Source organism: Gilliamella bombi, from assembly GCF_900103255.1.
Classification (GTDB): Bacteria; Pseudomonadota; Gammaproteobacteria; order Enterobacterales; family Orbaceae; genus Gilliamella; species Gilliamella bombi.
Genome location: NZ_FMWS01000016.1, coordinates 21,227 through 33,594, shown reverse-complemented (window position 1 = coordinate 33,594; position 12,368 = coordinate 21,227). Strand labels below are relative to the sequence as shown.

15 protein-coding genes are annotated in these 12,368 nt (G+C 34.9%); 1 reads left to right on the top strand and 14 read right to left on the bottom strand.

Annotation, left to right across the window (positions count from 1 at the left end; genetic code table 11):
* Positions 1-28 precede the first annotated feature (28 nt).
* The 13 genes from B9N71_RS13230 to B9N71_RS03870 all read right to left on the bottom strand — a co-directional run bounded on the left by B9N71_RS13230 (position 29) and on the right by B9N71_RS03870 (position 10,744).
* A complete protein-coding gene (locus tag B9N71_RS13230; protein ID WP_208610425.1) occupies positions 29-337 on the bottom strand; it encodes a gamma carbonic anhydrase family protein in 309 nt (102 codons plus the stop codon).
* A 5-nt stretch (positions 338-342) separates the two neighbouring features.
* Entirely contained in the window at positions 343-1,584 is a 1,242-nt protein-coding gene (locus B9N71_RS03925) for a Bcr/CflA family multidrug efflux MFS transporter (protein ID WP_208610424.1), read from the bottom strand.
* 93 nt (positions 1,585-1,677) lie between these two features.
* Entirely contained in the window at positions 1,678-2,367 is a 690-nt protein-coding gene (rsuA, locus tag B9N71_RS03920; protein ID WP_085164359.1) for a 16S rRNA pseudouridine(516) synthase RsuA, read from the bottom strand.
* Positions 2,368-2,392: 25 nt separating this feature from the next.
* A complete protein-coding gene (locus B9N71_RS03915; protein ID WP_085164253.1) occupies positions 2,393-3,121 on the bottom strand; it encodes a class I SAM-dependent methyltransferase in 729 nt (242 codons plus the stop codon).
* A complete protein-coding gene (gene prlC, locus B9N71_RS03910; RefSeq protein ID WP_034911466.1) occupies positions 3,108-5,135 on the bottom strand; it encodes an oligopeptidase A in 2,028 nt (675 codons plus the stop codon). The genes B9N71_RS03915 and prlC overlap by 14 nt, the downstream gene beginning before the upstream one ends.
* 96 nt (positions 5,136-5,231) lie before the next feature.
* Entirely contained in the window at positions 5,232-5,489 is a 258-nt protein-coding gene (locus B9N71_RS03905; RefSeq protein WP_065560910.1) for a BolA family protein, read from the bottom strand.
* A 92-nt stretch (positions 5,490-5,581) separates the two neighbouring features.
* Entirely contained in the window at positions 5,582-5,854 is a 273-nt protein-coding gene (locus tag B9N71_RS03900; protein WP_065607173.1) for an STAS domain-containing protein, read from the bottom strand.
* Between the two features lie 5 nt (positions 5,855-5,859).
* Positions 5,860-6,504 (bottom strand): phospholipid-binding protein MlaC, encoded by a 645-nt coding sequence (mlaC, locus tag B9N71_RS03895; protein WP_065589436.1) that lies wholly within the window; start codon positions 6,502-6,504, stop codon positions 5,860-5,862.
* A 14-nt stretch (positions 6,505-6,518) separates the two neighbouring features.
* On the bottom strand, positions 6,519-7,106 hold the full coding sequence (mlaD, locus tag B9N71_RS03890) for an outer membrane lipid asymmetry maintenance protein MlaD (RefSeq protein ID WP_085164251.1): 588 nt from the start codon (positions 7,104-7,106) through the stop codon (positions 6,519-6,521).
* An 11-nt stretch (positions 7,107-7,117) separates the two neighbouring features.
* On the bottom strand, positions 7,118-7,897 hold the full coding sequence (gene mlaE, locus B9N71_RS03885) for a lipid asymmetry maintenance ABC transporter permease subunit MlaE (RefSeq protein ID WP_143422022.1): 780 nt from the start codon (positions 7,895-7,897) through the stop codon (positions 7,118-7,120).
* The gene (gene mlaF / locus B9N71_RS03880; protein WP_244178513.1) at positions 7,897-8,712 is read right to left on the bottom strand and encodes a phospholipid ABC transporter ATP-binding protein MlaF; all 816 of its coding nucleotides are present in this window, start codon (positions 8,710-8,712) and stop codon (positions 7,897-7,899) included. Before mlaF ends, mlaE begins: the two co-directional genes overlap by 1 nt.
* A 288-nt stretch (positions 8,713-9,000) precedes the next feature.
* Entirely contained in the window at positions 9,001-9,600 is a 600-nt protein-coding gene (locus B9N71_RS03875) for a methionine ABC transporter permease (RefSeq protein ID WP_370738298.1), read from the bottom strand.
* 85 nt (positions 9,601-9,685) lie between these two features.
* Positions 9,686-10,744 carry a methionine ABC transporter ATP-binding protein gene (locus B9N71_RS03870; RefSeq protein WP_085164247.1) on the bottom strand — a complete coding sequence of 353 codons (1,059 nt, stop codon included), beginning with the start codon at positions 10,742-10,744 and terminating at the stop codon, positions 9,686-9,688.
* Positions 10,745-11,013: 269 nt separating this feature from the next.
* Here B9N71_RS03870 and B9N71_RS03865 point away from each other — a divergent pair, with 269 nt between their 5' ends.
* The gene (locus B9N71_RS03865) at positions 11,014-11,862 is read left to right on the top strand and encodes a MetQ/NlpA family ABC transporter substrate-binding protein (RefSeq protein ID WP_141671398.1); all 849 of its coding nucleotides are present in this window, start codon (positions 11,014-11,016) and stop codon (positions 11,860-11,862) included.
* A gap of 49 nt (positions 11,863-11,911) precedes the next feature.
* Here B9N71_RS03865 and B9N71_RS03860 read toward each other — a convergent pair whose 3' ends face one another.
* Positions 11,912-12,241, bottom strand: coding sequence for a rhodanese-like domain-containing protein (locus tag B9N71_RS03860; protein WP_065560916.1), 330 nt, complete (start codon positions 12,239-12,241; stop codon positions 11,912-11,914).
* Between the last annotated feature and the right edge of the window lie 127 nt (positions 12,242-12,368).

The window sequence follows — 12,368 nt, the reverse complement described above, 5'->3', positions numbered from 1 at the left end:
AGGCAATTTTTTGCAATTTTGGCATTGTTTAATATATACTACCCATACCAATTAATACATTATCTTCAATGGTGCAACTATGTAGGATAACATTATGCCCAATAGTGACATTCTCGCCAATAATGCAAGGGATATCTGTTTCAATATGGATGGTAGTGTTATCTTGCACATTGCTATTTTTACCAATATGTATGGGAGCAATATCACCGCGTAAAACAGCGTTGAACCAAATAGAAACACCCTCTTGTAAAACGACATCACCAATGATATCAGCAGATTTTGCGATAAAACAATTTTGATGAATTTGTGGATGTAAATAACCTAGTTGATAGATCATAATTATTACCTTTTATTATTTTTGACACTCAAAAATAAGCTCACAGAAATAAAATTACATAACACCATAGAGCCAACCATTAGCCACTCTGTTGTATTATTGACCGTTATGGATTGTGCTGTTGGAGTTGATACCAATAATGATAATAGTATGCCTATTGCTCCAGCGATTGCAAAACGAATTGTACCGGCAAGAGATGAGGCTGTACCTGCAATATAGGGATAAAAGTCTAAAACGATTGCCATACTATTTCCACCAATGGTTGACATACAACCAATATATCCTGCAATGCAAATAACAAGATAGGCAAATCCGAGATTAAATAATGTTACGATGGTAAGGCCTATTGCCATAACAAATTGGACCAAAAGACCGAACTGCATCATTTTAATCGAGCCAACATGTTTAACAAAACGGCTATTTAATGTATTCATAAACACCATAACTATTATATTGAATGCAAAGTAGTAGCCAAAATTAGTTGATGCAACACCGTGTAGATTCATATATACAAAAGGTCCTAAGCTTAAAAATGAAAATAATCCAGCTCCAGAAAATGCACCTAACATCATATAAGTTAATACTTGGCGATGCCTGAACAGTGTAATAAAATTACTTAAAATACGAATTAAACTGAATTTATCGCATTTTGTTTTTGTAAGTGTTTCAGGAATAAATGCGATCACTAGACCAAAGCAAGTCAAAGCAATTAGGCTGATAGTGTAGAAATTGGCTTGCCAATTAAACCAGTATAAAATAAATCCACCAATAATTGGTGCGAGTAATGGTGCTACATTGGATATCAGCATGACAAATGACATCATTTTAGAAAATTCGTCACGATCACGATAAATATCTTTCATTAACGCATTAATGACTATTGCTGTAGCCGCTGCCGCAATGCCATGGAAAAAGCGAGCTGTAATTAATTGATTAATATTGTTGGCAATACCACAGCTTAACGCCGCAACTATAAAAATAATTAGACCCAAAATGAGAACATTACGACGCCCATAACTATCTGTGAGTGGTCCAAATAAAAGTTGTCCAACAGAAAATCCTAATAAATAGCAACTAATTGTTAGCTGTACCGTGCCATCGGTTACATTAAAGTCGCGTGCAATCGTTGGCATACTAGGTAAATACATATCTATGGATAAAGGCATCAACATAGAAAGTAATCCAAGGATAAAAATAAGCGCTTGTTTGGAAATTTTAATATCACTTAAACAATCTTGAGTTGGCACGTCATACTTCCTTCAAATTTTTTAAAATGCACCTAAAAATATTCATTTATCTAAATGGAAAGTTGCTATTAAGATTAATGTAAATTATATATGTCAATTAAACGAGTCGATTTCATCTTGTGTAAGTGGTCGATATTCACCTTCAGGTATATCAAGAATTACCTTACCTATTTGTTTGCGATGCAATTCAACAACATGGTTATTGACTGCTGCAAACATGCGTTTAACTTGATGATATCGTCCTTCACTAATAGTTAATTCAGCGTGAAAGTCATCAATAATATTTAATTTCGCTGGTTTGGTAAGTGATTTCTCATTTTTTAATTGGATACCATTTTTAAATATATCAATCAGTTCAATACATAATGGCTGTTCAACCGTGACGGCATAGACTTTTTCGCAATGATGTTTGGGTGATGTAATACGGTGTGACCACTTACCATCATCAGTAAGTAGAACAAGTCCTGTAGTATCAAGATCAAGTCTACCTGCTGCATGCAATTTTTCAGGCATTGGTTCATCAATAAAATAAAGTATAGTAGGGTGGTCAGGATCATCAGTCGAACAGACATAACCTTGAGGTTTATTAAGCATAAAGTAACGATTATTGGTTACGGGTATGATTTCATAACCATCATACTCAACCACTTGCTCGGGTAATAACTGGTAAGCACCTGATTTTATAATTTCACCATCGACGGTGACTTTTTTAGCTTTGAGTTCTTTGTTAACAATTGTTCTACTTATGCCTAAATGATGAGCAAGAAATTTGTCTAATCGCATAATCAAAATCATTTATCCTTATGAATTAAAGAGGCGTGTAAATGTCAAAACGGTGATTTTTAGTTTTAATTTCGGCCGTCGGTTTTTGATTGGCTAAAAACGGTGCATAATCGGGCCTTTTTACAACTACACGTTTTTTGGCAAGTTGCCTTGCGGGTTCTAATAAGCTGTCAGCATCGTTGTCACTACCAACTAATAGTTGAAAAATGCGCATCTCTTTTTTGACAAGCGCACTTTTTTGACGATGCGGAAACATTGGGTCAAGGTAAACTACATCTGGCTTTTCAAGTTGTGAATTTAAGCCTATTTGGCTTGAACTATAGTTCAATTGTAAGCGTTGTTGTAGCCAGTCACCAATTTTAGGGTCTTGATAACCGCGTTGTAAGCCATCGGCTAATAACGCCGCAACCACTGGGTGTCTTTCAAACATTGTTACATAACACCCAAGTGAGGCAAGTACAAAGGCATCTCGGCCAAGTCCTGCTGTTGCATCAACAATAGTGGGTAAATACTTACCTTTTATTCCAACTGCTTTTGCAATCGCTTCGCCACGTCCACCACCAAATTGGCGACGATGAGCCATTGTTCCAGAAACAAAGTTTACGCATATTGCCCCTAGTTTTGGTTCGTCAGTTTTTTGTAACTCAAGTTGATTGTTTTGGGTAACAAGAGTAAATGGAAGATCAGCATGTGTGGATAACCACTGCTCAGCTAATAATTTTAGCTGAGCAAAGTTAGAATTAGTGGATACCATAATGACGAAGTAATGCTTCAAGTTGAGGTTCACGGCCTCGGAAGTTTTTAAATAATGTCATAGGCTCATCGCTACCACCCTGTGACAAGATATTATCAAGAAATGCATTGCCTGTTTTAGCGTTGAAAATACCTTCTTCTTCAAAACGTGAAAATGCATCAGCAGATAATACTTCTGCCCATAAATAGCTATAATAACCTGCAGCATAACCACCAGCAAAGATATGGCTAAATGCGTGTGGAAATCTTCCCCATTCAACGGTAGGAACAACGGCAACTTGCTTTCTTATTTCAGCCAATGTATTTAAAATATCAGGATCTTTTTGTGTATGTAATTTAAAGTCAAAAAGACCAAATTCCAATTGGCGTAAAATAAATAGTGCTGCTTGATAGTTTTTAGCATCTAGCATCTTTTCTAACATATCAGTTGGTAGCGGTTCACCAGTTTGATAATGCCCAGATATGAATGCAAGCGCTTCAGGCTGCCAGCACCAGTTTTCTAAAAATTGACTTGGTAATTCAACAGCATCCCATGGCACCCCATTAATACCAGAAACTGATGAAGTATCAATTTCGGTTAACATGTGGTGTAAACCATGACCAAATTCATGGAAAAGGGTTGTGACTTCGTCGTGTGTAAATAGTGCTGGTTTATCACCAACAGGGCGATTGAAGTTACAAGTTAAATAGGCAACGGGTTTTTGTACATGACCATCAGCAAAACGCATACGACCAATACAATCATCCATCCAAGCACCGCCACGCTTATGTTCACGTGCATATAAATCAAGATAGAAACTACCTTTTAACTCACCATTTGCGGCAAAGAGATCATAAAATTTAACTTCAGGATCCCAAACTTCAACGCCTTGTCGCTCTTTGGCTGTAATACCAAAAATGCGATGCACTACTTCAAATAAACCATTAATAACTCGTTGTTGAGGGAAATAAGGACGCAATTCTTCATCGTTGATAGCGTACAAATGCTGTTTTTGCTTTTCACTATAATAAGCTATATCCCATGGTTTGATGTCACTTGCGCCAAAAAACTCATAAGCATAACGTTTAAGATCTGCTAACTCTTTTTCACCTTGAGGTTTAGCTTTAGTTGCTAAATTGTTCAAAAACTCAATGACTTGAGCGGTTGAGCTTGCCATTTTTGTTGCTAATGATTTATTAGCATAATTATCGAAGCCTAGTAATAGTGCAAGCTCATTACGAAGCGTTAAGATTTGTTTGATAATTTCAGTGTTATCCCACTTACCTGCGTTTGGTCCTTGATCTGACGCACGAGTATTATAGGCTTGGTAAAGTTCAAATCGTAAATCACGATTATCACAGTAGGTCATGACGGGAAGATAACTTGGTATATCTAAGGTTAGTAACCAACCCTCTTTATCTTTTAATTTAGCCTGTTCTTTTGCGGCAGAAAGCGCACTTTCAGGCATGCCAGATAGTTCTTTGATATCGGTAATTAATTTTGACCATCCCATGGTGGCATCGAGCACATTGTTACTATATTTTGAGGATAATTCTGATAATTTTGCAACAATTTCACCGTAACGTTTCTGTTTGTCATCGGGTAAGCCAATTCCAGATAATTCAAAATCACGTAGTGCATTATCAACCACTTTTTTCTGTGCTTTGGTTAAAGTAGCATATTGTTCGCTTTCTTTGAGTTGCTTATAAGCTTGATATAAAGGTTTATGTTGCCCAACCCATGTGCTGTACTCAGATAGTAATGGCAGACAAGCTTCATAAGCTTCACGTAATTCAGGGCTATTTTTAACTGAGTTAAGATGACTAACTGGAGACCAAGCTCGTCCAAATTTTTCGTCTGCTTCATCAATTGGTTGAATTAAGTTATCCCAAGTATATTGGCTATTTTGCTTTAATACTGCTTCAATGGTATTTCTGCAGTTTTTTAAAGTTTCTTGTATAGCAGGCAAAACATGTTCGGGTTTAATTTGTGAAAAAAGGGGTAATGGTGCATCTGTTAATAATGGATTAGTCATGTAGCGATACCTTTATACAAATGGTGTTGTCTATTGATACAACATAATATGGTGGCGAAAACAATTAATTCAAGGGATTATCATGCTAAGAAATGGTTATAATCCCATAAGTTTGCGTTCACGTTGCCATTCAGTGGGGGTATAAGTCTTTATAGAAAGCGCATGAATACGGTTATCATTAATAAATTCAGCCAAAGGAGCATAGATTGCTTGTTGTTTTTTCACTCGATTTAAATCGGCAAATAATTCTCCTACAGCAATAACTTGGAAATGGCTTCCATCATCGGTTAGGACATGTACATCATCAAGTTCAAGCGAATTTTTTAATTTGTTTATAATTTCTTGTTTATCCATTATTCATACTCATCATTAATGTAAATTATGGGGGAATTTTTTGTTAAAAAGTTTCAGGTAACTATGTGTTTCAGTATAAAACTTAACATTTTTTAAATATTAATTACAGGTTGTAGATCATACAATGTAATTAATGTTTGTAGCTGAGGATTAATACCTTTGAGCTTTACATGATATTTATTGCAAAAATAAATTAAAGTTGCGAGCCCTGAAGAATCAACCCGAGTAAGTTGCGCAACATCAATGCATTTTACACCATTTAAAATAGTATTTTGTGTTGACCACAAATCGTTTAAAGAGTGAACATCAAGTTCACCCTGTAAAGATAATATTTCTTGTTGTTTTTCTGTTTTTATTCGCGACATTATGGCTAGCCTTTTGGTTTAGCGTTTGGGTCAATATTGCGATTTGAAAGATCAGTTAATTGTTTAGTTAATGCGTCAATACCATCTTGGCGTAAAATTGTTGACCACTCATTTTGCTTGGTGGTGATCATGCTGACGCCTTCTGCAACTAAATCATAAGCTTTCCATTCGCCAGTGACAGAGTTTTTACGCCATTGGAAATCAATTCGCAATGGTTGTTGGTTTTTATTAGGTTGGTTTAATAAAACACGAATAGAGATAAGCGTTTTACCTGTTAAATCTTTTGGCGATTCAACCTGATAAGTTTGGCCATTATACATAGATAATGCTTGAGCAAAAGTTTGTACCAAATAGTTTTCAAAAGCAGCGAAATAGGCTTTACGTTGCGCATCTGTAGCACTTTTATAATAATTACCTAAAATTAATGCGCCAGCATACTTTACTTGTACATAAGGTAATAAATCTGTTCTTACGATCTCTTTTAGTTTGTTAGGATTTGATTTTAATGTCGCAGATTGTGCATTCATGGTGCTAAAAATCTTATTAGCAGCCATTTCCATCTCTTTATAAGGATCATTTTCAGCAAACGCATTAGCACTAAATATTAAAGCTAATGCAAAAAAAATAGTGTGTTTAAATTTGGTTAACATAGTAACAAAACTCCTTAATTTTCATTTATATCTTGTGTATCTTGTTTCTTATCTTTATCATCGGTCGAACCTCCAGTACTATAAAGGAATTGACCAATTAAGTCTTCAATAACCATTGCTGGTTTAGTGTTGTATATTACAAAACCATCATGAAAATAAGCTGGTTCATGATTATTTGTTGGCAAATTGTTGCTTGTGCCTTCGCTATCCAATGAATCAAGTTCTAATTCGGTACTTTTATCAAGTCCAAAGTTAATATCAATAAATTGTTCACCTAATAAACCTGATGTTTTAATTGAAAGCGAACTTGAAACTGGAATTTGATTGTATTGTGCATCAATATCTATTGTTACATAGGGTTTATATACATCAAGATCTGATGATTTTAGTGTTATATTACTGACTCGACCAATCACAACGCCACCGATTTTGATTGGAGAGCGTGCTTTTAATCCGCCAATATTATCAAATACAGCATAAACTCGATATGAATTATGACTAGCAAATGATGTTGGATCCGTTACACGGAAACATAAAAAAAGTACCGAGCAAATGACCAGTACCATAAATAATCCTACAGTGATTTCAACTTTACGACTCATGTTTAATGACCTCAATGACTAAACATTAATGCGGTTAAAATAAAATCTAACCCCAAAATTACTAATGATGAATAAACAACAGTGCTTGTTGTTGCTCGACTAATTCCTTCTGATGTTGGTACACAATCATAACCATTGAAAAGTGCAATCCAAGTGCTGGCAATGGCAAATGCAAAGCTTTTTACAAAACAGTTACCTAGATCATGCCACCAATCAACATTACTTTGAATAGATGACCAAAAAAAGCCTGCATCAATACCTTTCCAATCAACACCTACAATAACACCACCTAAAATACCAACGGTAACAAAAATTGCAGTTAAAAATGGCATACTGAAAAAACCAGCCCAAAAACGAGGTGCAATAATACGTCGTAATGGATCAATTGCCATCATTTCCATACTTGATAGCTGCTCAGTTGCTTTCATTAAGCCGATTTCAGCCGTTAATGCAGAGCCAGCACGACCTGCAAACAGCAAACCAGCAACAACAGGACCTAACTCACGAAGTAGGGCAAGGGCTACCATCATTCCAAGGCTGGCTTCAGCACCAAAAGTGGTCAGAATAAAATAACCTTGCAAGGCCAAAACCATGCCAATAAAAAGACCAGAAACAATAATAATAGTGAGTGATTGTACTCCAACAAAATAAAATTGCTTAATGAGTAATGGGAATTGTTTATTAAATTGTGGCTTACCGATTAATGCCCTAAAGAGCATCACACCAGAACGACCAATCATTGCAATGACATCAATAAACCATTGTCCTAATTTTGCCAGTATATTTAACATTATTTTTTACCTCTGCTTAGGTCTAATTTGTAATCTTCAGCAGGATAATGAAAAGGTACTGGACCATCAGCCAACCCGTCAAGGAATTGTTTTACTCGTAAATCATCATTATCACGTAATTGCTGTGATGTACCACCTGCAATAATATGTTGTTCGGCTACAATATAAGCATAATCTGCAATACTAAGCACTTCGGTCACGTCATGGCTAACAACGATACAGGTTAATCCTAATGATTGGTTTATTTCAGATATCAGTTTAACAATAACACCCATAGATATAGGATCTTGCCCAGCAAAAGGTTCATCAAACATAATTAAATCGGGATCAAGCGCAATGGCTCTAGCTAATGCTGCTCGCCTTGCCATACCACCAGATAGTTCCGATGGCATCATTTGAGCTGCACCACGTAAACCAACAGCTTGTAATTTCATTAAGACTAAATTATGCAATATAGGTTCAGGTAATTTGAAGTGCTCACGTAGTGGGTAAGCAACATTATCAAACACAGTTAGATCGGTAAATAAAGCCCCCGATTGGAATAACATGCTAATACGTTTGCGTACTTCATAAAGTCGGGAGCGAGACATGCTTGGAATGTCTTCTCCATCGAATAAAATTTTTCCTGACTGCGGTTTTAATTGACCACCAATGAGCCTTAGTAGTGTGGTTTTACCAATTCCTGAAGGTCCCATGATTGCTGTCACTTTTCCTTTAGGGACATTCAAACTCATATTTTTATAAATAGGCCTTGTTCCACGATAAAAAGACATATCGTGAATTTCAACCAAATTTTGTTGTAATGCGTTTGTCACATTGATTTCCTAGATTTCTAGAATGGTAAAATTTTGCTTATTTTACTTGATATTTGTAAATAAAGAAATCAATTAAACGTTTTGCCTATTTGTGTATAACTGCTCAATAAATAGTTTTTATACTCGATGGCTGATTTTTATAGGCAAACAGAGGTTTTACGTAAAATATCTTATTAGAGAGATAAAAGATAATTAAGGCTATTTTTCTAAATAATAAATGGGGAAAGTCATATTTTAGCTCCCCCCCATTTTTTACTGATCATGCATAACTAAAAGTGATTATGTGTTTTATTCATGCCGTGCTTTACGAGCTAAATAATTACCAGTGCTTTGAATAAATTGTATAGCGATAACTAATATCACCACGCAGATATAAGTAACAGTATTATCAAAACGTTGATAACCGTATGACACAGCTAAATCACCAATACCGCCAGCGCCAATAGCACCAGCCATCGCTGTAGCACCAATTAAACCTATAGTAGCAGTTGTAAGCGTTAAAATTAAAGAGCTAAATGCCTCTGGTAACATAAAATACCAAATAATTTGTATTGGCGTCGCTCCCATTGATTGAGCCGCTTCAATAATACCACTATTCACGTCAAGTAATGAATTTTCAACTAACCTAGCAATGTAAGGAGCAACATAAAATGTTAACGGAACAATCGCTGCTATAGTGCCAATAGAGCTATTTACAATGACCTTTGTTAAAGGTTGGATAGCAACTAATAAAATAATAAAAGGCAATGAGCGAACTATATTAATAATCGGGTTGATAATACGAAACACTCGACGATTTTCTAATAGTCCATAAGGTCTTGTTGTAACTAAGCAAATACCAAGTGGAATTCCGATTAATGAACCTAAAATTAAGGAGAAAACTACCATAATTAGGGTGTCATAGGATGCTTGAACAAATTGTTCAGTGGTTACTGATGTTGCAAAGCAAGAGGCCAAATAGTCAATTATAGTATTAAATATTTCCATTTTTACTCATCTCCCAATGTTTAATTTCAGTGACTTGCACACCGCGCTCACGTAAGTAATGTACTGATTCTTTGATATTACTATCGTTACCTTTTAGTTGAACAAACATACTACCTAAAACCGTTTTTTCGATTTCTGACATATGGGCAAACAAAATATTGACGATAACTTTTTGTTGCAGTATAAGTGAATTTATCACGGGTTCTGACGCAGATCGTCCTAAGAATTCGAGCTTAAATAATTTAATATTGTCTTTTTTACCTTCTATTTCTAACAAATTTTCCACAACACCATTTGGAATTTGATCGTTGATCACTGAGCTAACAAAATTTTGAGTAGTTTGGTGTTTTGGTTGTCCAAATACGTCAAGTACGTTACCTTGTTCTATAATCTTGCCTTTTTCCATTACTGCAACTTTATGGCAAATTTGTTCAATTACATGCATTTCGTGAGTGATTAACACGACTGTTATTTTATATTCTTCATTGATTTTTTTGATTAAATCTAAAATAGCTTGAGTGGTTTGTGGATCAAGTGCTGAAGTTGCTTCATCACATAGTAAAATATCAGGACCGTTGGCTAATGCTCGGGCGATACCAATGCGCTGTTTTTGCCCACCAGAAAGCTCTTTGGGATAGCTGTTAGCTTTATCACTTAATCCAACAAATTCCAAAAGTTCATAGACTTTTTGTTTAATCGAATGTTTATCTTTTTTGATTAAAATTAAAGGAATAGCAATATTTTCAAATACGGTTTTTGATTCAAGCAAATTAAAATGCTGAAAAATCATACCAATTTTTTGACGGGTTTGACGTAATTCATTACTAGATAATTGATTTAATAGTTTATTTTGAATAATGACATTGCCTTGTGTTGGTTTTTCAAGAAAGTTAATTAAGCGCACTAAGGTACTTTTACCTGCGCCGCTGTAACCAATAATGCCGTAAATATCACCTTTACTGATGGTTAAATTAATATCGTTTAAAGCTTGTGTTGTGACGCCATTTCTTTCATATTGTTTTGAGACATGTTCAAATTTAATCATTGTTCATCACCTATTTATTTTGTTCTAGTTGAATAAGTGCTTGCTTAGGCAATTTGGCTGAATCATTTATTGCAGGTGTTTATATGGCATATTCAACGATTGACAATAATTGATATATCTAACGGTATCACAGGTTAAATTGTTGCTCTAATAATCGTTTTTTATATCTTATTCCATATAGTTATAAGATAGAATTACTTGGAATAAATGAATGCTTTTTTCTGTGTTAGAGTGTATTTAATGCTTATAGCTTATAGAGGATAGCTGAAATGAAAAATGCGTTTATCAAACAAAAAATATTTAAATACATATCAGTCGTTTTAGTTGCTAGTTCAGTGTTTTTGACTATTGGTTGTGATAATTCGTCTAAACCAGTCGATAATCAGACAAAAAAAGAAATTAGCATGGGCGTATCACCAGGTCCATATAATGATCTTTTTAATGATGCTGTTAAACCCATACTTGAATCAGAGGGTTATAAGGTTAAATTAGTGAATTTTCCGCATTTACTTGAATCAGATGTAGCTTTAAGTGAAGGTAGTATTGATTTAACCGTTGCACAGCACACAGCTTATATGAATGTGTTTAATGCCCAGCGTAAAGCAAATTTAAAATCGGTTGTGCATGTACCATCGGTACCTGCGGCAATATTTTCAAATAAGTTCACCTCATTAACGCAAGTTTTTTCAGGAGCAAAAGTTGCTATTCCACAAGATGCTTCTAATGCAGCTCGTTCATATAATCTACTAGAAAAAGCTGGTTGGATAAAATTAAAAAATAATACAAATCCTATTATTGTTAGTAAAAATGATATTGCTCAAAATATTGCAGGTATTGAAATTATTGAAATGGATTCGGCCAATATTCCTAGAGTGCTTAATGAATTAGATTTTGCGGTAATTCCAGGTAGCATTGTTTATTCTGCTAATATTGACTCGAACAAAGCATTACTTTCTGAAACCATCATTCCTGATTTGGAAATTATGGTTGTAGTGAATGAAGGAAACGAAAATAGTCGATGGGCTCAAGATGTGAAGCGTATTTATCAATCTCAACAATTTAAAGATTATATGAAAACGCATAACCAAAATGGTTATTGGGTGATGCCTCAAGAATAAGCATAGCAAGGTAAAGTAATGAAGAAAAGCCCGTTTGATAACGGGCATTTTAGTATCGTGCCATCTGTTTATCAATTGTTAGCGCCCAAGCATCAATCCCTCCTGTAAGATTATAGAGAAAGTTAGGATCAAATCCGTTTTCTGCTAAATAATGAGCAACAGTTAGGCTACGTCTGCCGTGATGACAATAAATAACAATATCGATTTCATCTGGGATTTTATCTAGATATAAAGGGATCATATTCATTGGAATATGAGTTGCGTTGCCAATACTGCAAATGGCTATTTCATTGGGTTCTCGTACATCGAGTAGAAATAGATTATCTTGCTGATTTAATTTTTGTGCAAGTTCTGTGGGAGTGATTTCTTTTATTGTCATTATTTAAAACTTATTAAAGTGCTTGTAAAAAAGTTTCAGGAAACTCTACGTTTTAGTATAAAATTTCAACTTCAATTTTAAATTTATTAATAGCATCCTACAACGATATTGCAGAATGCTATTTCCT